The organism is Lewinella sp. JB7 (assembly GCF_024297185.1).
Classification (GTDB): domain Bacteria; phylum Bacteroidota; class Bacteroidia; order Chitinophagales; family Saprospiraceae; genus Neolewinella.
In genome coordinates this window covers 12,748-36,070 of the sequence record NZ_JANCTD010000005.1, presented here as the reverse complement: position 1 = coordinate 36,070, position 23,323 = coordinate 12,748, and the positions used below count along the sequence as shown (strand labels likewise).

Annotated in this window: 18 protein-coding genes; 7 read left to right on the top strand and 11 right to left on the bottom strand. The window is 61.7% G+C overall.

The window, feature by feature from the left end; all coding sequences use genetic code 11:
- Both NMA52_RS10200 and NMA52_RS10195 read left to right on the top strand, forming a co-directional pair.
- A complete protein-coding gene (locus NMA52_RS10200) occupies positions 1-222 on the top strand; it encodes a heavy-metal-associated domain-containing protein (protein ID WP_254827566.1) in 222 nt (73 codons plus the stop codon).
- An 80-nt stretch (positions 223-302) separates the two neighbouring features.
- Positions 303-1,241: an SDR family oxidoreductase gene (locus NMA52_RS10195; protein WP_254827565.1), complete on the top strand. Its 939-nt coding sequence runs from the start codon at positions 303-305 to the stop codon at positions 1,239-1,241.
- 4 nt (positions 1,242-1,245) lie between these two features.
- Here the strand turns inward: NMA52_RS10195 and NMA52_RS10190 are convergent, their stop codons facing one another.
- The 7 genes from NMA52_RS10190 to NMA52_RS10160 form a co-directional block, all read right to left on the bottom strand.
- Positions 1,246-3,690 carry a heavy metal translocating P-type ATPase gene (locus NMA52_RS10190; protein WP_254827564.1) on the bottom strand — a complete coding sequence of 815 codons (2,445 nt, stop codon included), beginning with the start codon at positions 3,688-3,690 and terminating at the stop codon, positions 1,246-1,248.
- An 11-nt stretch (positions 3,691-3,701) separates the two neighbouring features.
- Positions 3,702-3,890: a hypothetical protein gene (locus tag NMA52_RS10185; RefSeq protein ID WP_254827563.1), complete on the bottom strand. Its 189-nt coding sequence runs from the start codon at positions 3,888-3,890 to the stop codon at positions 3,702-3,704.
- 10 nt (positions 3,891-3,900) lie between these two features.
- A complete protein-coding gene (locus NMA52_RS10180) occupies positions 3,901-5,109 on the bottom strand; it encodes an efflux RND transporter periplasmic adaptor subunit (RefSeq protein WP_254827562.1) in 1,209 nt (402 codons plus the stop codon).
- Between the two features lie 67 nt (positions 5,110-5,176).
- A complete protein-coding gene (locus NMA52_RS10175; protein ID WP_254827561.1) occupies positions 5,177-9,484 on the bottom strand; it encodes a CusA/CzcA family heavy metal efflux RND transporter in 4,308 nt (1,435 codons plus the stop codon).
- Between the two features lie 67 nt (positions 9,485-9,551).
- A complete protein-coding gene (locus tag NMA52_RS10170; RefSeq protein WP_254827560.1) occupies positions 9,552-9,884 on the bottom strand; it encodes a hypothetical protein in 333 nt (110 codons plus the stop codon).
- A 41-nt stretch (positions 9,885-9,925) separates the two neighbouring features.
- A complete protein-coding gene (locus tag NMA52_RS10165) occupies positions 9,926-10,564 on the bottom strand; it encodes a DedA family protein (protein ID WP_254827559.1) in 639 nt (212 codons plus the stop codon).
- 41 nt (positions 10,565-10,605) lie between these two features.
- Positions 10,606-11,121: a hypothetical protein gene (locus NMA52_RS10160; protein ID WP_254827558.1), complete on the bottom strand. Its 516-nt coding sequence runs from the start codon at positions 11,119-11,121 to the stop codon at positions 10,606-10,608.
- Positions 11,122-11,226: 105 nt separating this feature from the next.
- Between NMA52_RS10160 and NMA52_RS10155 the strand changes: the two genes are divergently transcribed.
- From NMA52_RS10155 to NMA52_RS10140, 4 genes are all read left to right on the top strand, one after another.
- On the top strand, positions 11,227-12,021 hold the full coding sequence (locus tag NMA52_RS10155) for an SDR family NAD(P)-dependent oxidoreductase (protein ID WP_254827557.1): 795 nt from the start codon (positions 11,227-11,229) through the stop codon (positions 12,019-12,021).
- 65 nt (positions 12,022-12,086) lie between these two features.
- Positions 12,087-13,031, top strand: a complete 945-nt coding sequence (locus tag NMA52_RS10150; RefSeq protein WP_254827556.1) for an NADP-dependent oxidoreductase — start codon at positions 12,087-12,089, stop codon at positions 13,029-13,031.
- Between the two features lie 125 nt (positions 13,032-13,156).
- Positions 13,157-14,647: an alpha-amylase family glycosyl hydrolase gene (locus tag NMA52_RS10145; protein ID WP_254827555.1), complete on the top strand. Its 1,491-nt coding sequence runs from the start codon at positions 13,157-13,159 to the stop codon at positions 14,645-14,647.
- A gap of 82 nt (positions 14,648-14,729) precedes the next feature.
- Positions 14,730-15,332 carry a TRIC cation channel family protein gene (locus NMA52_RS10140; RefSeq protein ID WP_254827554.1) on the top strand — a complete coding sequence of 201 codons (603 nt, stop codon included), beginning with the start codon at positions 14,730-14,732 and terminating at the stop codon, positions 15,330-15,332.
- Positions 15,333-15,851: 519 nt separating this feature from the next.
- Here NMA52_RS10140 and NMA52_RS10135 read toward each other — a convergent pair.
- The 3 genes from NMA52_RS10135 to NMA52_RS10125 form a co-directional block, all read right to left on the bottom strand.
- Positions 15,852-16,313, bottom strand: a complete 462-nt coding sequence (locus NMA52_RS10135) for a hypothetical protein (RefSeq protein WP_254827553.1) — start codon at positions 16,311-16,313, stop codon at positions 15,852-15,854.
- Positions 16,314-16,560: 247 nt separating this feature from the next.
- Positions 16,561-19,527, bottom strand: a complete 2,967-nt coding sequence (locus NMA52_RS10130) for an FAD-binding and (Fe-S)-binding domain-containing protein (RefSeq protein WP_254827552.1) — start codon at positions 19,525-19,527, stop codon at positions 16,561-16,563.
- 8 nt (positions 19,528-19,535) lie between these two features.
- Positions 19,536-20,042: a Pycsar system effector family protein gene (locus NMA52_RS10125; RefSeq protein ID WP_254827551.1), complete on the bottom strand. Its 507-nt coding sequence runs from the start codon at positions 20,040-20,042 to the stop codon at positions 19,536-19,538.
- A 199-nt stretch (positions 20,043-20,241) separates the two neighbouring features.
- Between NMA52_RS10125 and NMA52_RS10120 the strand changes: the two genes are divergently transcribed.
- Positions 20,242-20,814 (top strand): DUF3109 family protein, encoded by a 573-nt coding sequence (locus tag NMA52_RS10120; RefSeq protein ID WP_254827550.1) that lies wholly within the window; start codon positions 20,242-20,244, stop codon positions 20,812-20,814.
- 794 nt (positions 20,815-21,608) lie between these two features.
- On the opposite strand, the gene NMA52_RS10115 is transcribed toward NMA52_RS10120, so the two are convergent.
- Positions 21,609-23,261 carry a M1 family metallopeptidase gene (locus NMA52_RS10115; protein ID WP_254827549.1) on the bottom strand — a complete coding sequence of 551 codons (1,653 nt, stop codon included), beginning with the start codon at positions 23,259-23,261 and terminating at the stop codon, positions 21,609-21,611.
- Positions 23,262-23,323 lie beyond the last annotated feature (62 nt).

Below are 23,323 nucleotides of genomic sequence, written 5' to 3'. Positions count from 1 at the left end.
ATGAAAACCCTCCAATTCAAAACCAACATCAACTGCGGCGGCTGCGTCCGCGGCGTAACCCCCTCCCTCGACGGCCACGACTCCATCAAGAGCTGGAAGGTCGACCTGCAAAGCGACGATCGCATCCTGACCGTCGAGGTTGAAGATTCCGTTACCCCCGCCGAGGTCAGCCGTACGGTGAGCGAGGCCGGCTTTAGTGCCCAACCCCTGGAACGCGCCTGACATTCCGGGGTTAGCACCGACAGAACCTATTCCGCTCCCTTGCTCTTCTAATCTCCGAACAGCATGTAAACTACCTACCCATGAAGAGCGAAATAACTTCCGTCGACGAACTCCTCGAATCCATCACCCCGCCCGGTGCCCGCCAGGCCGATCCCGGTCGTATCCGCAAAGCCATCGTGACCGGCGGCGACACCGGCATCGGCCGCTACACCGCCCTGGCGCTGGCGAAGGATGGCTGCGACGTGGCCTTTACCTACGCCCATCACCGGGAGGACGCGGACGTAACCGCGGAAGCCATTCGTCGGCTTGGCCGTAAAGCGTACGTCCACCACATGGACCTCAGCATGCCCGAAAACGCCCTGCCGGCCGTGGATGCCATGGTAAAGGACCTCGGCGGCATCGATATTTTCGTCAACAACGCCGGGGCTATGACCATGAAACGCTTTCCGGAACTGGAGCTTTCCGATCTCGACCACCTGTTCCGCATCAATACTTTCGGTGCCGTACTGGCCATTCAGCGCGCCACCCGGTACATGCTCGGGATGGATCCGGACGGCAATACCTCTACCTTCGACGACATCGCGCACATGGCCCGCAAGGTGGTGACCGGTGAAATCAGCAGTCCCCGCAAGACGCCGGGCCGCATCGTGGTCATTTCCAGCGTACACGAGCACGCGGCCAGCCCCCTGGATACCGTCTACACCATGACGAAGCACGCCCTCGGTGGCTTCATCAAGTGTGCCGCTTTCGCTCTGGCCGGCACCAACATCACCATCAACGGCGTACGCCCCGGAGAGATCGCCACGCCCATGAACGACGAACACCCGGAAAAAGCTACGGATACCGACCGCAAGTTCCTGCCCGCCCGCCGCGTCGGCCACCCCTCCGAAATTGCCAGCATGGTCCGCTACCTCGCCAGCGACGAAGCCGAATACTGCAACGGCCTCAGCTACGACGTCGACGGTGGCTTCAGCATCGGCGAGCCCATGGTCATGGAGGGATACCAGAAGGCGGTGTAGTCACTCATTCCCGGTAGCCCAGCAGCCGCAGCGCGTTACCCACCACGATCAGCGTCGACCCCTCGTGGGCGATGACCGCCGGCCCGATCTCCGCGATGCCCAGTAGCGTCAACGGTATAAGAATGGCTACCATACCCAGGCTCATAATCAGGTTCTGCTTAATGATCGATTTGGCCTTGCGGCTCAGACCGATGGCAAAGGGCAGATTATCCAGGCGGTCGGCCATCAGGGCTACGTCGGCGGTTTCCAGGGCGACGTCGGAGCCGGCGGCACCCATGGCAATGCCCACCGTGGATTTCGCCATAGCCGGGGCATCGTTTACCCCGTCCCCGATCATGGCGACCATACCTTCTTCGGCCCGCAGTCGCTCGATGGCGGCCACTTTGTCTTCCGGCAACAGGCTCCCCAGTGGATCGGTGATGCCGATCTCCGCGGCCACCGCGTCGGCCACCTTCTGATGGTCGCCGGTGAGCATAACCATCTTTCGGATGCCCACCTCCTTCAGCGCCGCCAGGGTAGCCTTAGCTTCCGGTCGGGCCACGTCCATGACGGCAATGACGCCGAGGTACTTTTCGGCCCGGTACACGATCATAGCGGTATTACCCCTGGTTTCCAGATCGGCCATGTGCCCGTCGATCTCCGTCGGCACACTCGTCCCGGTCAGTTCTTCGAAGAGCCGGCGATTGCCGATGTGTACCTGCTGCCCCTCCACGACGGCTTTGATTCCGCGGGCGGTCAGTGCTTCGAGCTGATCCGCTTCCGGGACGGCAGCGCCCTGCAGTCGTTCCTTACCTCCCTCCACGATGGCGGAGGCGAGCGGATGGTCGCTGAGTTCCTCCACGGCCACGGCGGTGGTGAGCAGTTCGGTTTCGGAGACGCCCGCCGCGGGAATCACCTCGGTCAGCCGGGGTCGGCCCTCGGTCAGGGTACCCGTCTTGTCGAAGGCCAGGGCGGTGATGCCGCCCAGGTCTTCCAGGGGCCGTCCACCCTTGATCAAGACGCCCTGACGGGCGGCACGCGCCACGCCGGCCAGTACGGCGGAGGGAGTCGAGATGGCCAGAGCGCACGGCGAAGCGGCGACCAAAACGGCCATGGCGCGGTAGAAGCTGGCCGAGAACGGCTCGTCGAGCACCAAAAAGGCGAATAGCAAGAGGAAGACCAACCCAATCACGGCCGGCACGAAGTAGCGTTCGAATTTATCCGTCAGCTGCTGCGTGGGCGACTGCTGGGTTTCGGCCTCCTTCACCAGGGTGACCAGCCGGCTCAGCGTACTGTCGCCGGCAAGTTTCATCACCCGGATCTCCAGCGGCGAACTACCGTTTATGGTACCCGCAAAGGCGCGGTGCTCGGCGGGAAGGGTGTCCAGGTTGTATTCCTTATCGGGCTCATCCACCGGCCGCTTATCCACCGGCACGCTCTCCCCGGTGATCGGCGCCTGATCGACGGCGGAAATACCGTCGACAATAACCCCGTCAGCCGCGATCTTGGAATTCGGACGGACGACGATGACGTCACCCACCACGAGCTCCTCCACCCCCACCTCGCGGGTGGCTCCGTCGCGTTTGACCAGTGCCGTGGGCGGTGCCAGGTCGGATAGGGCGGCGATAGACTTACGCGCCCGTCCCATGGCGTAATTTTCCAGCGCGTGGCCGATGCTGAACAGGAAAAGCAGCAGCGCCGCTTCCTGAAATTCGCCCAGGGCGCACGCTCCGGCGGCGGCTACGAGCATCAGGAAGTCGATTTCAAATTTCCCCTGCCGGACGGTCTGGATAGCCTCAATCAGAATGAAGTACCCCCCCAGTAGGATAGCGATCACGAAGAGGACGATGGGTATGGTTTCCCCTACCCCACCGACGAAGCTTAGAACCAAGCCCGTCAGCCAGAATACTCCGCTCAGAATGGCAAAATACAGTTCCGTGTTCTCGCCGAAGATGCCGCCGTGGTCGTGAGCGTGCCCGCCGCCGCCGCCGTGCTCCCCGGGCCCGTGGTCGTGACCGGCGTGATCGTCGGCCGGGGCGGTGATCATAAGATCGGTCTCGGCAATAGCTTCCCGGACGGCCGCTTCGTCGATGGCCTCGCTATCGTACTCCACCCTCACGACGCCCGCTCCGGAAACGGATGCCTCCACGATGCCGGTCGCCTTTCCGATCCGCTCCCCGAGCTGACGAGCGTGGCGTTGGTGGCGGATGCCCGTGACGTCGAGTAGTAAGTGGCGGTATCGTCGGGTAATCCGGGCACCGGCCCGTTTGGCCAGGGCTTCTACCTTCTCCAGGGCAAGCTGGTCGGCGTCGTAGTGAATACAGACCTGAGGGGGTTCGCCGTTTTTGAGGTGAGCCTCTTCGACGGCGGGTTCCGCTTGGAGGGCGGCGATCAGTCGCTCGACGCAACGATCGCGTTCGTCGGGGATTTCGGGAAGGAGGACGGGGAGGTCCAGGGTAAGTTTGCGCATAGCTTAGTTGTTCAGCCGGCCCGGTCGAGGTACCACTGTTCGGCGAGGGGAATGGCCCGTTGGATGGCGACCCGGGGTGGTAGGTCTGCCTCTCGGGAAAGAATTTCGTTGGCAATCTCCACGGCCTTCTCGCGGACGGGCTCAACCAGCTCGCGCAGCTCGGCGGTGAAGTGTTGGGCTTTGATGGGTGAATGGGACATTGCTCTTCGTCTAATGCTCGTGCTCCAGCGACCCCGCCTGCGCCTGTGCGTACACGTAGTATGCTCCCTCCGTTACGATCCGCATGCCGGGAGGCAGGGGGTCGATCGGGCGGACCGCGGTGAAGCCGTTGTCCGTAGTACCCGGATTGACCAGCAGGCGTTCGAAAGTTACTTCCTCACCCGCCGGATTCACCGGGGAGATAAAAACGTAGGCGGTTTCTCCGTCGCGCAGCACCGCCGCTTCCGGCAGGGCCTGTACCGTTTGGTCGTTCAGCCAGATCCGGGCCTCCGCGAAGCGTCCCTCCACGAACGGAGGCTGCTCCCCCTGTAGGTGGGCGTGTACGCGTACGGTCTTGTTTTCCGCATTAAATTCCTTACCGATCACGTGAATTTCCGCTTCGTAGGTGGTGCTACCCAAGGCAGGGATGCGGTAAGTAACCCGCTGGCCCCGCTCCACCCGGGCGATGTCGCGCTCGAACACCTCCAGTTCGAGGTGGAGGTGATCCTCGTCGATGAGTTCGATGAGTTCGGTGCTGGGCTCCACGTAGAGGCCGTCGTGCATAGAGATCGTGGTGATGTAGCCCGCCCGCGGCGCGAACAGCGTAATGCGGTCAATGATGTGGTCGGCGGTAATACGGTCCGTGCGGATACCCAGATACTCCAGCCGCTGGGTAATGCCGGCAAGGGTCGCGGTCTTGGCGGCTACTTCGGAACGGAGCCGCTGCACGGTTTTCAGGATGCCGGCGTCGGCGGCCAGCAAGGTTTCCTGTCGCTCCAGTTCCTGACGGAGGTAGGCGAGTTCGGCCGTCACCTCCAGAAAGCGTTGCTGGTGGTCGATGAATTCCGGGTTTTCGAGGTAGCCCAGCACGGCCCCCTTGCGCACGAAGTCACCCTCGACGTAATTCGGCACGTTGTGGACGAAGCCGCTGGCCCGGGCATTGACGGCAATGTAGGCATTGGGGGGCAGGCCCAGGACGCCGGTGGCACTGAGGTAGTCGTTGACCTTGAGCTCGCTGAATTCGCCGAACTTAATGTCCATATTCTCCACCTGAGCGGCCGTGAGGTGAACGCTTCCCCCCTCGTCCTCGTGATCGTCGTCGTGGTCGTCCCCGGCGACGCTTTCGGGTTGGGAAGATTCCTCCGCCGGAGCTTCCGTGCGGGCGGGGCCGCAGGAGCAAAGCAGGAGGGCAAAAAGCAGTGATGTATATCCGATTTGCATTTTTAGTGATTTTTCCCTACAGCGGTCGGACGGCTATAGCCGTCCGACCGCTGTAGGCATTGGCGGGTTAGGGGGTGCGGAGGTACTGGAGGCGGGCGACGGCCAGGTTGTGATCGAGGACGCTGGTGAGGTAACTGACGCTGTTGTCGCCCAGGAGCTGGAGGGCATTGAGTACCTCGAGATAGCCGATCTCTCCGGCCCGGTAGTTAAGGCGGGACACCCGTACGATCTCGGGGTTCACCACGGCCAGCTGGTCGCGGTAGAAGGCGACAGCTGCGGCTAGGGTAGCGATGCGGGCCACGGCGTCCAGCTGCTGTTGTTCGTAGCGGAGTCGCTCGGCTTCCAGCCGGGTTTCGGCTACGGTGACGCCCACCCGTTGGGATTCGATGCGGCGGCGGGTCGGTTGATTGAACAGCGGCAGCGTAACGCCGGCCTCCAGTCCGCTCAGGTAGCCCCCCTCGTCAAACTGCTGGGCGGAGTAGCCCAGGCGAAAACCCGGCTTCAACTCCGCCCGTGTACGCTCGATGCCGAGGCGGGTGGTGGCGACGTCGCGTTCGGCCAGTTGTACCGTCAAGGGTGTCGTTAGGCTATCCGCGAGCAGGGGCGTGGGGACGGGGGTCAGGGAATCCGCCGCCCCGACCGTCGCCGGGGAACCGATCAGGAGGCCGAGTTGGCGGGCGTAGCGGGCCTGATTCAGCCGGGCCTGTTCCGCCCGCAGTTCCTGCTCCCGTAGCCGGGCGCCGAGGTTAAGGGTTTCGAGGGGATTAGCCTCCCCGGCCGCTACCCGTACGTTGGCGATGCGGAAGTATTCGGCGTAGGTGTCCGTCAGCTCTTCGTAGAGGCGCAGACTGGCATCCGCTTCCTGGAGCCGGTAGTAGGTTTGACGCACGGCCAGGGTGAGTTCGGCTTCCGTCAGTCGCTGGGCCACGAGATTGCCCGCCACCACCGCATCCTGCACCGCGTTGGCGGAGCGCACCACGGCCGGGTGATCGAAGCGTTGCAATAGTGAAAGCTGGCTGACCCGCTGTCCGTTCGGTCGGAAGAGCCCGTCGCCCCTATAGCTCAGGTCGGTGGTGCCGGGTACGTAGGGTAGATCCTGTAACGCCTGGCTCTGCCGCGTCACTTGCCCGGCGGCCCGAACATCGGGATGTTCCGCTACGGCCCGGTTGATGGCTTCGTCCAGGCTGATGCGCTGCTCCTGCGCCCCCGCCTGGTTGGGAATACAAAACAGCAAAGGCAACAACAGCAAGAGATTGCGTCGGGTCAGGCGACGGTCCTGCCAGTTTTCGAGCCAGCTGTACAGGATGGGCAGAATGATGAGGGTGAGGAAGGTCGCGGAGATGAGTCCACCGATGACGACGGTGGCCAGTGGTCGTTGCACTTCCGCCCCGCCGGAGTTCGAAATGGCCATGGGAAGAAAGCCCAGGGAGGCCACCGAGGCCGTCATGATGACCGGCCGCAGACGAACGCGGGTCCCCTCCAGGATGCGATCGCGCACGTTGGTCCACCCAGCGGCCTTCAACTCGTTCAGGTAACCGATGAGCACAATGCCGTTGAGCACCGCCACCCCGAAGAGGGCGATGAAGCCGATACCCGCCGAGATGCTGAAGGGCATATCGCGCAGCTCCAGGGCCCACACGCCCCCAATGGCGGAGAGCGGAATGGCGACGAAGATCAAGGCCGCCTGACTGAAGCTGCCGAAGGTGAAAAACAGCAGGATGAAGATCATGGCCAGCGCCACCGGCACCGCAATGGCCAGGCGGTCGCTCGCCGCCTGCAGGTTTTCGAACTGGCCGCCGTAGGTGAAGTAGTAGCCGGCCGGCAGATCCACGTTCTCGTTCAGGGCCTGCCGGATGTCCGTCACGAGGGTTTCCACGTCGGTATCCCCCACGTTGACGCCGATGACGATGCGTCGGTTGGTGTTTTCGCGGCTGATCTGCATAGGCGCGTCCGTCAGCTGCACCCGGGCCACGGAGCGCAGGGGCACCTGGCTACCGGTGGGGAGGGGGATGTAGAGATCGGCGACGTCGTCGATCCCCGCCCGCGATCCCTTCTCCAGGCGCACCGTGAGATCATAGCGTCGTTCGCCCTCATAGACCGTGCCGGCACTGGCGCCCGCGAAGGCGGCCCGCACCACCCGGTTGACGTCGCGGACCTGTAGTCCGTACTGCGCCATGCGGGCGTAGTCGAAGTCGATGACGATCTGGGGCATTCCGACGGTCTGCTCCACGGTCACCGTACCGGTACCGGGTATGCCGCGAATGATGGCCTCCGCTTCCTTCGCCTTGGTGTAAGCGACGTCCAGGTCGGCCCCGTACAGCTTGATGGCAATATCGGCCTTGGTGCCGGTCATGAGTTCGTTAAAGCGCAGCTGGATGGGCTGGGAAAACTCGAGTCCCATACCCGGAAAAACCTCCAGCGCTTCCTCGATGGCCGCGAACATACCCGCCCGGTCGGGGGCGGTGGTCCACTCCTCCTTCGGTTTCATGACCATGGTGTAGTCACCCGTTTCGACGGGCATAGGGTCCGTTGGGATCTCCGCCGAACCGATGGCCGTTACGACTTCCAGCATTTCGGGAAACTCGTCCAGCAGGGTTCGCTGCACCCGCTTGGTCATCTCCACACTCTGCGCCAGCGAGGTGCCGGGGGGCAGGATCTGCTGCATCGCCAGGTCACCCTCTTCCAGGGTAGGGATGAACTCGCCGCCCATGCGGGCAAATACCCACAGGCTCACGGCGAAGAGGGCCACGGTAGCGAGTACGAAGGCGGTCTTGAAGCGAAGCGCGGCCCGCAGCAGCGGCGTGTACCCTCTTTGGAAAAAGCCGATAATGCGGTCGGCGATCGTGCGCTTGTTGGTAACCCGCTTACTGAGAAACAGGGCCGACATGGCCGGTACGTAGGTCAGCGACAGGATGAGCGCGCCGGCGATGGCCAGCATGACGGTCTGGGCCATCGGCCGGAACATCTTCCCTTCAATACCCACCAGGGCCAGGATGGGGATGTACACCATCAGGATGATGATCTCCCCGAAGGCCGCCGAGCTGCGAATCTTGATGGAGGCCGTGGCGACCTGTTCGTCCATTTCCAACTGAGTGAGTTTACGGCCCGCGTAGCCTACCTGCAGGCGGTGCACGATAGCCTCCACGATGATCACCGCCCCGTCCACGATCAGCCCGAAGTCAATGGCCCCCAGGCTCATCAGGTTCGCCGAGATCCCCAGCAAATTCATCATCGATATGGCGAAGAGCATGGCCAGGGGGATGACGGAGGCCACGATCAGTCCGGCCCGCCAGTTGCCCAGCAGGAGGATCAGCACGAATACCACGATCAGCCCCCCTTCGATCAGGTTTTTTTCCACCGTACCAATGGCGGTGCTGACGAGCTTATCACGCACCAGGTAGGGTTCGATGACCACTCCCTCCGGCAGGGAGAGCTGGATCTGCTCCACCCGCTCCTTCACCCGGTCGGTAACGGCGGAGGAGTTGGCGCCCTTCAGCATCATGACCCGGCCGCCGACGGCCTCCTCCCCGTTACGGACCAGGGCCCCGTAGCGCGGCGCCTCCCCGAATTGCACGGTAGCGACGTCCTCGATCAGGATCGGCCGTCCGGCCCGTACGTCAACGACGATTTTCCGGATGTCCGCCAGGTCCCGGACGATGCCGTTCGTACGGATGTAGTAGGTCCGGGGGTTCTTCTCGATGTAAGCGCCGCCGGTGTTTTCGTTGCTGTTCTCGAGGGCCGAGAATACATCGGCGATGGTGATGCCAACCGACTTCAGCAAGTCCGGATCGATGGCTACCTCATACTGTTTAAGGTAGCCCCCCATGGTATTCACCTCCACGACTCCCTCGATGCCGGAAAGTTGCCGGCTCACGATCCAGTCCTGAATGCTGCGCAGCTCGGTAGCGGAGTACCGGTCTTCGTAGCCCGGCTCCGGCCGCACCACGTACTGGTAAATTTCGCCCAGCCCGGTGGAGATGGGCGCCATCACCGGGGTACCGAGTCCGTCGGGGATATTCTCCGCCGCTTCCTTCAGGTGTTCGCTGACGAGTTGGCGGCCGAGATAGATGTCGGTGCTCTCCTCGAACACCACCGTGATGACCGATAGGCCGAAACGGGAGATGGACCGGATCTCGACGAGGTCCTGCAGGTTCTGTAGGGCGAGTTCCGTGGGGGTCGTAATGAATTGCTCCACCTCTTGGGTGGCGAGCGTAGGGGAGGTCGTGATAACCTGCACCTGGTTGTTGGTGATGTCGGGAACGGCGTCGATGGGGATCTCCCGCAGGGAGAATATTCCCCAGAAGATGAGCGCCAGGACGAACAGCCCGACCACCAGCTTATTCCGAATGGAATAAGCGATAATCTGATCAAACATGTACTACTTGCTTAGGTAAAACCGGAGGGTGCCGACGGGAGAGACTACTCCCGTAAAAACGGTTGACCTAAGCTCGGGGGGGTTGACCATCTCCGTCGGTAACGGCGGCCTCCTTCCACGTCCGGTTAAACTCGGGCTGGGTGATGCCGTTGGGAGGCAGGGGCAGGAGGGCTGCGGCCAGTAAACCGGGTGGGGCATCCACCGTAGCCCCGCAACAAACGCAGGTACAGAAGGGGGTGCAGTGATCATCGTGGCCGGGTTCCGGACAGTTCGGATGATCGAGCACGGCCCCGGCGCGAAACTCCGCATCTCCTTGTACAACTACCGGAGCACCGTCCGCGCAGGGAAGAACCGCGAGGAAGGCCAGGTAAAGTGCGAAGAGAAGTACGAGCGGGCGCATGTGAGTTGGATTAACGCCACGAATCAGGGCATGGTTGGCGGTCAGGCCGATTGTCGTTGCCGTTTTACCAATTTCGTTACCAGGGTCACGCCCAGTCCCGTAATGAAGATCGCGGCCAGACCGAGCACCAACAGCGTGGTATGGTCCCGGATGAAGGGTACGTTCCCCAGAAAATATCCCAGGGCGACGAGCGAGAAGACCCAGATGCAGGCGCTCAGCACGTTGTAGCGGGCGAAACGGCCACGCTCCATTTCCGCCACGCCGGCCACGAAGGGCACCAGGGCCTTAACGATGGGGAGGAAGCGGGAAGTGATGAGGGCCGTGGCGCCGAACTTCCGGTAAAATGCGTGGGAGCGGACGTAAGCGCGCCGGTCGAGCCATGCGAAGCGCTTGAACATAGCAGGCCCGAAACTTCGCCCCAGTCGGTAGCCCGTCCAGGCGCCCAGGGCGGCCCCCACGGCGAGCAGTAGGGAGATCAGCACCGGGTGCAGCAACCCACCCGCGGCGAGTACCCCCACGGCAAAGAGCAGTCCGTCGCCCGGAAAAAAGGGAGCCAACGGAAAGAAGGCCGTCTCGGTGTAAATGACGGTAAACAGCAATCCGTAGGTTGCGACCGGATAGAGCAGCGCGGCTTCCCGGAGGCTGTCGTCGAGGTGAAACAGAAAATCAGTAATGCCCATGTACTGCTAGAACCCCGGCGGGCCGGGCAATTGTTTCGCGGCTAGACGAAGAGTAGGATCAGGGTGAGTACGATCCCGGCTCCGGTGAAGATCAGCCCCTTCTTCATGACCCGGCTACAGGGCATAAACATCCAGAAGGCCGAGATCACGAAGAACAGCAGGGAGGCCCCGAAAAAGAGGTTAAAGAAATAGAGAGGGTCCTTCGTATTGGCCTTGTGCAGGTGCGTCATCTGGTCGAGGACGTACGGCAACTCCTTCTTAGTTTGTACCGTCTCCCCGGTAGCCGCGTTGTAGCTGCCGCCGGGAAAGTAAAGCACGTCGCCCTCCGTGCGCTCCACGGCAAATCCCCGCATTCCGAGTGCCTTGCCCACTTCTTCCTCCGCCATCCCCGCCTGCATTACGCGTTCGCTCACCACCTCCCGCTTCAGGAAATCGGTATTCCGAAAAATGAGCACCATACCGCTGATGGCGTAGACGGCCATGATGCCGGCCAGAAAGAAGCCGAGGTAACGGTGAATGATCCGCATCTTGGCGGAGAGGGGAAGCTGAGCGGCCATGCGTTATATTAGATTGATTCTAAAGAACGCAAATGTACTACGGGCGCTCCACTTCTGGCCCCCCCGGTTTCCGAACCTTGAAATTTTCGTTCGGTTAAGCTGGGTATGGACCTGAAGATCAATAATCGTAAAGCCCTCATCACCGGTGCCGCCGGCGGAATGGGGGAAGCCACCGCCCGCCTACTGCTCGACGAAGGGGTTCGCCTCGTGCTTACCGACATCGATGCCGACGGGCTGCAAGAAACCGCCCGGCGACTCGGGGGCGGGGATCGACTGACCACCGTCGTGGCCGACCTCACCCGGGAAAGCGGCGTGCAATCCGTAGCCGACGCCGCCGGAGATATCGACATTCTCGTGCACACGACCGGCGTAACGGGAGCCAAGGGTGACCCGCTGGAAGACGTGAACATCGACGATTACCGGGAAGCCTTCGAGATCGATTTTCTTACCGGCGTCCAGATGGCGCGCAGCTTCGTGCCCGGTATGCGCAAGCGCGGTTGGGGCCGGGTGGTGTTCGTCACCTCCGAAAACGTGGCTCAACCCTACCCCGACGAGGCCGTGTACAACGCCGCCAAGGCCGCCCTGCTCACCTTCGTCAAGGGTACCGCCCAGCTCTACGCCATCGACGGCGTTTGCATCAACTCGGTCGCCCCGGCCTTCATCGAGACCGGCATGACCGACGGCATGATGGACAAGCGAGCGGAAAAACTCGGGATGACCAAGGACGAAGCCATCAACACCTTCCTCAACGAGTCGCGCCCCCACCTGGTCCTCCACCGCCGCGGAAAGGCCGAGGAGGTTGCGGCCGTCATCGCCTTCCTCTGTTCCGAACTGGCCAGCTTCGTCATCGGCTCCAATTACCGCGTCGACGGCGGCTCCGTGCAATCCATCGAACTGTAGGCGGGCGGCGGCGCGCGGGCGCTACGTCATTCCCCTAAAGCAAACCCTCCCGGTAAAACACCCCCATGCAGGCATATACCCTTACTACTCCCTCCGGACCGGAAGGCCTGTCGCTCACCGAACTTCCCTCCCCCACCCCCGGGGCCGGGGAGGTGGCGATCCGCGTTCGTGCCATCAGCCTCAACCCCGTCGACTTTAAGACCGCCCGGGGTAAGGCGCTCTATGGATCCTTACGGGAGCAGGCCCCGGTCGTTCTCGGTTGGGACGTATCCGGCGAGGTCACCGCCGTCGGCGATGGCGTGGAAGACTTTCGGGTCGACGACGCGGTGTTCGGTATGGTCAACTTTCCCGGTCATGGTCAGGCGTACGCCGAAGTGGTGATTGCCCCGGCCGTTCACCTGGCCCGGAAGCCTTCAAACGTCTCCCATATCGACGCCGCCGCCGCTACCCTGGCCGCCCTTACCGCCTGGCAGAACTTGGTGGACCTGGCCCGAATAGAGAAGGGCCAGCGGGTGCTCATACACGCGGCCGGGGGCGGCGTCGGGCACTTCGCGGTACAGCTGGCGAAGGAGCGGGGGGCCTACGTCATCGGCACCTCCTCGGCCGGTAAGCGCGACTTCATCCTGGAGCTCGGGGCCGACGAGCACGTCGACTACCACGAACACCAATTCGAGGACGTCCTGGAGCCGGTCGACGTCGTCCTGGAATCCCTGGGACCCGAGCACCTGGAACGCTCCCTCCAACTCGTCAAGCCGGGGGGCAAACTGCTCACCATCGCCGCCGGTCTGAGTGATCACCTGCAGGAACGGGCGGAGTGGAAGTCGGTGGAACTACACCACCACCTGGTGTATTCCGACGGGGAGCAGCAGACCGCCATCGCCGAACGCCTGGCCGACGGTCGCCTGCGGGCGCACGTTTCCCGGACATACCCCTTCGCCGAGTTGCCCGCGGCACTGCGCGAACTGGAAAAAGGCCGCACCCAGGCCAAGATTATTGTCACCGTCCCCTAAGCGGCGAGGGGGAGAGCTTCGGAGGTCACTACCCGAGCCGCCTGCTTTAATGAGATTCACGGGACCCGCGCACCCGCCCAAACCATTGGCCGTGCCCTGCGTTTGCACCGCAAACCTTTCGATCAATGTACCTGCCCTTCCGCCGTTCCGTACTTCTTTTCTGCGCGCTATTTCTGTTCGTCACTGCCTGCGAGCGCCGTACGGAACCCGAGGTCATTACCACCTCCTCCGCTAATAATCAGGCGGAACTGACGGTGGAGCCTAACGTTCCCGACTGGCACAAGGATGCCGTGATCTACGAGGTCAATACCCGTATCTATACGCCGGAGGGCACCTTCGATGCATTCCGGGAGCACCTGCCCCGTCTGGCAGAAATGGGAGTAGACATCCTCTGGTTCATGCCCATCCACCCCGTAAGCGAGAAGAACCGCAAGGGTACCCTGGGCAGTCCCTACGCGGTGGCCGACTACCGCGGCGTGAATCCGGACTTCGGAACCAAGGCCGACTTCAAAGAATTGATGGAAGCCATCCACGCGGCCGGCATGCACGCCATCATCGACTGGGTACCCAACCACACCGGCTGGGACAACCCCTGGATCACCGCGCATCCCGATTTTTACACGAAAAAGGACGGTGAGATCACCGACCCCATCAATCCCGACACCGGCGAAAGCTGGGGCTGGACCGACGTGGCCGACCTTAACTACGACAACGCCGAGATGCGCGACAGCATGATCGACGCCATGGCGTACTGGGTGAAGGAGATGGACGTGGACGGCTTCCGGGTAGACGTAGCCCACGGCGTACCGGTCGATTTTTGGGAGCAAGCCAGCAGCGCGCTCTACGCCATCGAGCCCCTGTTCTTACTGTCCGAAGGGGCCGTGCCCGCCATCGTCAATAACGGTGCATTTATCATGGACTACGGCTGGGAGATGCACCACACCCTGAATGAAGTCGCCAAGGCCCGCGGTGCCAACCGGCAGGCCAATACCGACATGAGCAACATCGCCCGATCGGAAGGAGAAAAGATGAGCGGCGTCACCGCCCTGGCCATCGACGAAACCCTGGCCAAGCAACGCAGGGAATACCACCGGGGCTACAAGATGCAGTTCACCTCCAACCACGACGAGAACGCCTGGGCGGGCACTGAATTCCAGCGGATGGGCGACGGGCACCAGGCCTTCGCCGTACTGACCGCCACCTTCGACGGGATGCCGCTGATCTACTCCGGCCAGGAGTCCGCCGTAGACCGCCAGTACGAGTTCTTCGAGAAGGACCAGATCGAGTGGGGTGACTATACCTACGCCGACTTTTACCGGACCCTCTTCGACCTTAAGGAGCGCAACCAGGCCCTGTGGAACGGCGAGGCCGGTGGTCCCCTGGAAAAGATTGAAACCAGCAACGACGAGATGGTTTACGCCTTCACCCGCGCCAAGAACGGCGACAAAGTGGCCGTGCTGATCAATCTCTCCGCCGAGCCGCAGCGGGTCACCCTCGACGGCGGCGCGTTTGCCGGCACGTACACCGATGTGTTCAGCAACAGTACCATGGAACTTACCGAGGGGATGACCGTGGAACTGGAACCCTGGGGCTACCGGGTACTTTCCAACAAGTAGCGACGGCTTCAGCCGTTAAGCTGCTTACATTATCTGCACACAAACAGCGTGGCGACGGAAGTCGTCGCGACAGTACTTCAACGTGACCTGGATCTACACCCTGGACGTACTCGGCACCCTCGTATTCGCCATCTCAGGGGTACTGACCGCGATCGATAAAAAATTCGACCTGGTGGGATCGCTCATCATCGGCTTCGTGACGGCGGTGGGCGGAGGCACGATCCGTGACGTGCTGATTGGTCGCTTTCCGGTGAGCTGGTTGCTGAACCGTCACTACTTTGTGGTGATCAGTCTGGGTCTACTGCTCGCGTACCTCTTTCGCGGCACGATCCTGAAGTTGCGGCGCAGCATGTTTCTCTTCGACACCATGGGCATTGCCGTCTTCACGGTACTGGGGGTGCAGACCACTTTGGCGGCCGGGCTGAATTGGGAAGTCTGCCTCATCATGGGAGTGATATCGGCCGTCTTCGGCGGGATCCTGCGCGACGTGCTGACGAATGAGGTGCCGCTCATCTTCCGGCGGGAGATCTACGCTACGGCCTGCCTCCTCGGGGGTGTCGTTTATCTCTCCCTGGAATCGCTGCTCGGCCTCCGGGCTCTCAGTACCGTAACCGCCATCCTGACGGTGCTGGTGATCCGCTACGTATCGGTGCGGCGGGGGTGGTCCTTGCAGATCAACGCGTAGCGACGGCTTGAGCCGTCAAGCTTTACGTGCAACTAATACTCCCACACAACGTGTAGCGACGGCTTGAGCCGTCAAGCTTTACGTGCAACTAAGACTCCCACACTTACGTGCAACAACGGCTTGAGCCGTCAAGCTTTACGCGTAACTAAGTCTCCCACACTAACGTGTAGCGACGGCTTGAGCCGTCAAGCTTTACGTATAACTAAGTCCCACACACTTACGTGTAGCAACGGCTTGAGCCGTCAAGCTTTACGTACAATTAAGACTCCCACACTTACGTGTAACAACGGCTTGAGCCGTCAAGCTTTACGTGCAACTAAGACTCCCACACAGCGTGTAGCGACGGCTTGAGCCGTCAAGCTTTACGGTAGCATAGCCTGCCACTCCGTTCACGGCCGCAACGCGCTCAACACGACTCTCCGGGCCCACCGGGAGTCGGTGGAGTACCTACCAGAGCACGAGGCCGAGAAATGGGAGGGGACGTTGCGCAGCTGCTGCGTTGACAGGTTTGCCGGCCCCTTACCTTTCCGGTGCCAGGGAATAAAGGTCATGCGTCAACAGCCTCACGGGGGTATCCCCGATGTTCACTGCCGCATCACCGAGTGCGGGTTGAATCAGGGCCAGACCCGTCGGAAGTTCGAGCACCTGCCTTTCCATTCCCTCGAAGTACACCGCAAGCGTACCTCCTTGCAGTACGTAAACGGTATGAACCGGGTGCTCGTGCCAGCCTACGGAATCTCCGGGCTCCATGACCGCCTCATACATGACAATACCCAAGGTATCCTGAATCATCGTTAGCATCTCCGGAGCAAGCCTATGAAGCCCTTCGCTCGGATCGTAGGTCGGCTCCTCTACCGGATCGGCCTCTACCGCGACGGGGTCGTCTATCTCTTCGGGTGGGGGTGTCTGTTGGTCGCAGCTAATCAGCGTGGCCACTAACAAACCGGTGGATAGGGCGACTAGGAAATTGGGAGTCCTCATGATCGGGTGATTTTAGAAAGTGAAAAAGGGTGGGTGTTTGCTCGGATCACTCCGGGCATGCGATGGATGCAACAATGAATTTACTGGAAGCTTATCCCTACCTCTAATCCTATAATCTACACGGCGACTATTCCTAATATAGGGGCTTCCCGGCACTATAGCAAGCTCCGTCCTGTCCCGAGCCAGCGTGAACTTGCTCACCCGCACCTAGCCGCTAGACAGTGTACATCTCCGTATTTCAACGGGATTAATACCCAGACCCCGTGTCCAGAACCACCTCCACCAGCACCTCCGCCGTATGCCACGCCCTTACCCCCAACTCGTCCTTCACCGTATGCCGGCAGCTCGTCCCCGCCGCTACGATCAAAGGCCCCCTGCCCCCCTCTGGGGGCCGGGGGGCAGGGGGCCGGAAGTCCCACCCCCGCAACTTAGAAATCAAAGACTGCTCCGCAATCTTCCGACTGATCTCGTAGTGCTCCGCCTCGTACCCAAACGAGCCCGCCATGCCGCAGCATCCGCTATCCAGTAGGGTGACGTTGAAGTTCAGCGGCAGGGAAAGCACGGCGGCACACTTGCTCGCCTCCCCCAGCGCCTTTTCGTGACAGTGGACGTGCAGGACAATGTCGCGTTGCTCGTCCCCAAAATCATCGGGACCAACGCGGCCGGCGGTGTACTCGCCAAAGAGCCACTCGTCGAAAGTTATGGCGTGATTGGCCAGCTCCCGCGCCCGCGCCTGCAGCTCTCCCCGGAAGAGCTTCGGGTACTCGTCCCGGAACCCCAGGATAGCCGAAGGTTCGATACCCACCAGGGGGGCGCCCTGCCCCACCCGCCCGGCGAAGCAGTCGATGTTCCGCGCCGCCAGTCGTCGGGCCTCCCGCAGCAGTCCCTTACTCAGTTGGGCCCGTCCGCTGCCCGCGTGCCGGAGCCAAGTCACCGCGTAGCCCAGCTTCCACCACAGTCTTAAGGCAGCCTTGCCCGCCTCCACGTCCTGATAATTGACGAACTCATCGCCAAAGAGATACAGTTGCCCCCGGGTACCCGCCACCGCCGGACGCTCCCGGTCGTAAAAGCGTCGCAGCGACTCGTCGGGGAAGCGGGGCAGGGAACGATCCGTCGCGATGCCGGCTAGCTTCTTAACCAGTGGGCCGGTCACGTTCAGCACCGCGTTGGACAATCCCGGCACCATGCCCCCGATGCGGTACAGGCTCTCATTGGCGGCCACCAGACGGGTGCGCCACGGGATGCCGTATCTGTCGTGGTGCTGCTGCAGGTACTCCGCCTTCAGGTTGGCCATATTGACCGTGCTCGGGCACTCACTGGTGCACGCCTTGCAACTCAGGCACAGGTCCATGGCTTCCGCCAGCGCCGGGTGGGTGAAGGGATCGTCGTGCTGGTTCTGGGTGAGGACTTCGCGCAGGACGTTGGCGCGACCGCGGGTAGTATCCCTTTCCTTTAGGGTGGCCCGGTAGCTGGGGCACATCGCCCCGCCACTTATCTTACGGCAGTCGCCCGATCCGTTACACTTTTCGGCGGCGCGCAGCAGACCGCCGTCGTCATCGAAGTCGAGCACCGTGTCGTATTCCGCCACCCCCTCGTCGGCTTCGTAGCGTAAGCTTTCATTCATTGCGGGGGCCTCGACGATCTTGCCGGGATTAAAGATTCCCCGGGGGTCCCACGTCATTTTTAGCTCTACCAGCAGGGCGTACACTTCGGGGCCGAGCATGTCGGGCAGGAATTGTCCGCGTACCCGTCCGTCACCATGTTCCCCGCTCAGACTTCCGCGGTACTTCTTCACGAGTGCCGCCACGTCGCGGGTGATCTCGTAGAAGCGTTGGCGGTCCTCGGTGATCTTGAGGTTCAGGATCGGCCGTAGGTGGAGCTCTCCGGCGCCGGCGTGGGCGTAGTAGACCGGATTCTGCTGGTACAGCCGCATCAGTTCCTCGAATTCGGCGATATAATCGGCCAGGTCCGGCAGGGCAACGGCGGTATCCTCAATGCAGGCCACGGCCTTCGCGTCGCCGACCATATTGCCCAGGATGCCGAGGCCGGCGGCGCGGAGTGCCCACACTTTATCGGTTTGTACTTGGGCGGCGAGCGCGGGAGCGGCGTAAGCGGGATGAGCCGTGTGTTCCGGCGAACATAGCCGTGCGCCCAGGGCATTCGCCATTTCCAGTGCCAGACCATCCGTTTCCGCGCGGTATTCGACCAGGAGCAGGGCGCGGGGATTGCCCTCCACGAAGGCGGCGTTTTTGCGTTGGTCGTGGTTTTGGAGGGCGAGGTTGAGGATGGTATCGTCCATGAGCTCGCACATAAAGGGACTGGTTTCCATGGCCAGTTGAGTAGCCCGCATACAGGCGTCGATGCTCCGGAAGTGCAAAGCCACCACCGCCGATCCGCGCGGGGGCAGGGGAAGAATGTTGACTTTAAGCCGGGTGGTGAAGGCTAATGTACCCTCCGAGCCGGCCAGGAGAGCACAGAGATTCAGCGGTGGACCGTCCGGATCGTAGGGTGACCGGTGAGCCAGCAAATCGAGGGCGTAGCCGTTGTTCCGGCGGGTCACGCCGGGTTTCGGATAGGCTTCAGCGATCCGGGCACGGGTCTCCGGGTCGGAGAGGGTACGGTCGAGGAAGCCGTAAACGTTCGCTAAAACGGGGTTATCCGGCTCCCGCGCGCCGCCGCCCAGAGTCACTACGCTGCCGTCGGAGAGTACCACCCGCGCCTCCCGCACGTGTTCACGCGTACTCCCCACCGTAATGCTCGTACTGCCGCAGCTGTTGTTGCCGAACATGCCGCCCAGGGTGCAGCGGTTGGCCGTGCTGGTATTGGGGCCGAACCAGTATCCGTGCTGTTTTAGCGCATCGTTGAGTTGATCACGGATGACGCCCGGCTCCACGATGGCGTAGCCTTCCGCCGGATTGATTTCCACGATCCCGCGCAGGTGCCGGCTTACGTCGATGACCAGGCCACTACCGACGGCCTGTCCGGCCAGGCTCGTCCCCCCCGCCCGCGGCGTAATGGGTACTCCGTAGCGACCGGCGAAGCGCACACAGGCTACCACGTCCGCCTCGGAGCGCGGAAAAGCGACTGCCTGCGGCATCTCCCGGTACACGCTGGCGTCGGTGGCGAAAAGAATGCGGTGGAGGTCGTCGGTTTCGAGTTCACCGGTGAGCTGGCCGGCCAGTTCGGCCCAGGGCGGGACGGGGGTCGTGGACATGTAGGGAATTAACTTAGCAACAAGATCAACACCATCTCGGTAAGTAAGATCAGAAAGCTGATGATGAAGTACCGGATGGATGAGCTGACGTTGCGAAACTTGGCCGCGGCGATACGCGCGTTGATGTAAATCTGTCCGGCCAGGTCGTCATCGAGGCCCAGCGGGGAATCAAGCACCCGGTGGCTATGCTCCCGGAATTCCTGAATACTTTTGCTCTGTTCCAGAATGGACCCGAAAAAAATGATCGAACTGTTGCTCAGATTCACCAGCCGGGGACTGATGCTGCGAAACCCGAAGTAGATGGCGATGAGCGAGCATACGCCGGAGGCGGTCGTCAGGCCGATCAGTATCCACGATCCGCTGATCACCTCCAGGATGTCGATCATCTTGGTGAAGGCTACCGTGATGATGACCCCGTAGATGGTGAGAATTCCGGTGGCCTTGGCGTCGGAGTAGCGGATCCATTCGAGGTTGGCTTCCAGAATACGCCAGTAATTTTCGGTTTTTTCGTCCACGTCGCTTGCCTTTGTGCGGGTGCGGCCTGTCGGCCCGCCAACCGACTTCGCCGCGAAGGTCCTTACGGTTCGACCGTATGGCCCCCGCGACTGTTGGGTAGGCACCGAACGACCCCATCCGGCGGTTTACCGGTAATAATACGTAATACCGGGCATCCCGCTGCGGCGGTTTACCTTGGCGCCTCTGACTATTCGCAGTATGTACATCATCGGTTCCATCCTCGTCTCGGACGATATCGTTCAGGAGCAGTTCGCCTGCAACATCGCGGCCTGCAAGGGGGCTTGTTGCTGGGAAGGCGACTACGGTGCCCCCCTGGAAAACGACGAACTTCCCATCCTCGACGCCCTCTATCCCGCCGTGGCCCCTTACCTCACCGATGCGGGCCGGGCCGCTATTGCCGAACAGGGTACGGCCGTCCGCAATGGTGACGGTCACGATACGCCCCTCGTTGACGGCGGCGCCTGCGCTTACATGACCCTCGACGGCACCGGCACCGCCCAGTGCGGCATCGAGCAGGCCTACAACGCCGGCGACGTGGACTGGAAGAAGCCCATCAGCTGTCATCTCTACCCCATCCGGGTGAAGCGAAATCCCCAGACCGGCTTCGAGGCCCTTAATTACGACGTCTGGGATATTTGTTCCGCCGCCTGCACCCGGGGGGAACGGGAACGCATCCGCATCTACGAGTTCGCGAAACCCGCCCTGATCAGGAAGTACGGTGAGGAATGGTATGCGGAGCTGGTGGCGGCGGTGGAATATTCGGAGGAATAGGGCACTCTTCCGGATGTGGTTTTTTCCATAGAGGACTACGGATCGCCGGCACCCATAGGTTGAGCGGCCTCCGGTCCGAGGCGCATATGGGCTAAGTCGCTTATGCAATAGAGGGATGCGTACTTGAGGATATTCACCACGGAAAAACACGGATTCAACACGGATCGCCGGCACCCCAAGGTCGAGCGGCCTCCCGTCCGAGACGCCTCACCACGGATGGGCACGGATTGAACACGGATTTCGCTGCCGCACGGCTCAGGTCGAGGCGTTGCACGCCGAGCAGAGGCAATAGGTCGAGCGGCCTCCGGTCCGAGACGCATATGGGCTAAGTCGCTTAAGCAATAGAGGGATGCGTACTTGAGGATATTCACCACGGAAAAACACGGATTCAACACGGATCGCCGGCACCCCAAGGTCGAGTGGCCTCCGGTCCGAGACGCTTCACCACGGATGGGCACGGATTGAACACGGATTTCGCTGCCGCACGGCTCAGGTCGAGGCGTTGTACGCCGAGCAGAGGCAATAGGTCGAGTGGCCTCTGGTCCGAAACACTTGTAGGGCTAGAGTGAGCAATAGAGGAAGGCGGGCTTCTCGGCATTCACCACGGAAAAACATGGATTCAACACGGATCACCGGCACCCATAGGTCGAGTGGCCTCCGGTCCGAGACACTTATAGGGCTAAGTCATATGGGCAATGCGTGTTTGAGGACATTCACCACGGAAAAACATGGATTCAACACGGATCACCGGCACCCATAGGTCGAGCGGCCTCCGGTCCGAGACGCTTCTACCCCTAATTCGCGTGATCGACGCTTAGTCCCACCAGAAAACGCTCCGTATCTATCCGCACGTCATCCACCGAGATGCCCCGGCCCAGGGCTTGCCACTCGGCGGTAGCGATCAGGCGGACGGGCTCGGCCTTCAGGTAAGCCCCGACGGGCATGCTGAGTTCCGCCACGTCAGCCCGTAGCCGAAATTCTACTCCATCGCCTCTCTGCCGAAGCTCGAGTACGGGGATGTCCGGGTGACGAAGGTACTGGGCGAAGAAGGGGCGCAGGTCACGGTCGGCGTAGCGGCTGAAGTAGTCGATTACCTCCTGGGTGCTGACGATGCTTCGCTCATGATCCTGATAGAAGCTGCGGAGCATACCGAAGAAAAGCGGGTCGTCATTGATCACGCCGCGCAGGGTGTGCAGCACCCAAGCGCCTTTGTAATAATGATCGGAGGACGAAAAGTCGGTGAAGTTCACGTCCGGCGGGCCCAGCATGGGCTCCTCGTTGCGAATGAAGCGGAGTTGGGAAACCAGGTACCGTCGGGCATCCGCCGCCCCGTGGTGATACTCGACGTAGAGAGCTTCCATATAGGTCGTGAAGCTTTCGTGCACCCACATCTCGGCGTGATCGGCTACACTGATGGAATTGCCGAAGTATTCGTGGCCGGCCTCGTGCACGATGATGTAGTCCCAGTCCATATCGTCGGGGATCAATCCCCCCAGGTAGCCGCGCATGTAGCGGTTGCCGTAGGCGATGCCGCTCTGGTGTTCCATGCCCAGGTATGGCGTTTCGATGAGCGCGAAGCCGTCGTCCCAGAAGGGGTACTTCCCGAAGTAGTGCTCGTAGGCTTCCAGCATGGGCGTCACCTCCCGAAATTGCTTGCGGGCCTTGGCCAGGTTGTAGTCCATGACGTAATAGTCAAGGGCCAGTTCCTCCCCGTCGAAACTGCGGTAGGTATCCGCGAAGTGTTCGTAGTGCCCGATGTTGATCGACACGTTGTAGTTGTTGATCGGGTAGCTGACGAACCAGTCGTAGCGCTTCTTCCACCCTTCCTCCACCTCCGCGCGCAGGTTGCCGTTGCTGGCCACGTACAGGCGTTTGGGCACGGTGACGCTGATGAGCATGGAGTCCGGCTCGTCGCTCAGGTGATCCTTGTTGGGCCACCACAGGCTCGCCCCGTCGCCTTCGCAGGCCACGCCGACCCAGTAGCGATTTTTCTGGTCCAGGGCCCACACGAAGCCGCCGTCCCAGGGGGCATTCTGCGCTTCCGTGGGTTGACCGCCGTAGCGGATGATCATGCGGTGACGGCTGCCAATGTCCACCGGATGGGGGAGCTCCACGAAGACGGCGTGCGCGCGCCGGGTGAACCGGAGTTCTTTCCCATCCTGTTCGATGCCGTCGATTTGCAGATTGTCGTACAGGTCGAGCTGTAGCAGGGGAAGCTGGCCGGTAATGGTATAGTCCATCTCTACCCGCCCCTCGATGGCTTGCTCCACGGGATCCACGTCGAGGTGAAGCTCGTAGTAAGTCACGTCGTAGTTGGACCGGGCCGGCACGAGAGTCCCCCGCAGGGTATCCGCCTCCGTAAAGACGTAGTCGCCAAAGTAGTTTTGGGCGGGGACGCGGGAGCAAAGGGCCAAAGCGAGAAGCAGAGTTATCTGGTAGCGAAGCATACGCAAATAACGGCCTTATTCCAGCGGGGATGAAATGTCGGGACGGCTTTAATCTTTCGTTA

Bases quoted from the DNA above. Each gene is read 5' to 3' on its own strand.
- NMA52_RS10190 (WP_254827564.1), bottom strand. From the start codon at position 3,690: ATGCGCAAACTTACCCTGGACCTCCCCGTCCTCCTTCCCGAAATCCCC.
- NMA52_RS10170 (WP_254827560.1), bottom strand. From the start codon at position 9,884: ATGCGCCCGCTCGTACTTCTCTTCGCACTTTACCTGGCCTTCCTCGCG.
- NMA52_RS10195 (WP_254827565.1), top strand. From the start codon at position 303: ATGAAGAGCGAAATAACTTCCGTCGACGAACTCCTCGAATCCATCACC.
- NMA52_RS10155 (WP_254827557.1), top strand. From the start codon at position 11,227: ATGGACCTGAAGATCAATAATCGTAAAGCCCTCATCACCGGTGCCGCC.
- NMA52_RS10175 (WP_254827561.1), bottom strand. From the start codon at position 9,484: ATGTTTGATCAGATTATCGCTTATTCCATTCGGAATAAGCTGGTGGTC.
- NMA52_RS10185 (WP_254827563.1), bottom strand. From the start codon at position 3,890: ATGTCCCATTCACCCATCAAAGCCCAACACTTCACCGCCGAGCTGCGC.
- NMA52_RS10145 (WP_254827555.1), top strand. From the start codon at position 13,157: ATGTACCTGCCCTTCCGCCGTTCCGTACTTCTTTTCTGCGCGCTATTT.
- NMA52_RS10135 (WP_254827553.1), bottom strand. From the start codon at position 16,313: ATGAGGACTCCCAATTTCCTAGTCGCCCTATCCACCGGTTTGTTAGTG.
- NMA52_RS10165 (WP_254827559.1), bottom strand. From the start codon at position 10,564: ATGGGCATTACTGATTTTCTGTTTCACCTCGACGACAGCCTCCGGGAA.
- NMA52_RS10180 (WP_254827562.1), bottom strand. From the start codon at position 5,109: ATGCAAATCGGATATACATCACTGCTTTTTGCCCTCCTGCTTTGCTCC.
- NMA52_RS10130 (WP_254827552.1), bottom strand. From the start codon at position 19,527: ATGTCCACGACCCCCGTCCCGCCCTGGGCCGAACTGGCCGGCCAGCTC.
- NMA52_RS10150 (WP_254827556.1), top strand. From the start codon at position 12,087: ATGCAGGCATATACCCTTACTACTCCCTCCGGACCGGAAGGCCTGTCG.
- NMA52_RS10115 (WP_254827549.1), bottom strand. From the start codon at position 23,261: ATGCTTCGCTACCAGATAACTCTGCTTCTCGCTTTGGCCCTTTGCTCC.
- NMA52_RS10160 (WP_254827558.1), bottom strand. From the start codon at position 11,121: ATGGCCGCTCAGCTTCCCCTCTCCGCCAAGATGCGGATCATTCACCGT.
- NMA52_RS10200 (WP_254827566.1), top strand. From the start codon at position 1: ATGAAAACCCTCCAATTCAAAACCAACATCAACTGCGGCGGCTGCGTC.
- NMA52_RS10120 (WP_254827550.1), top strand. From the start codon at position 20,242: ATGTACATCATCGGTTCCATCCTCGTCTCGGACGATATCGTTCAGGAG.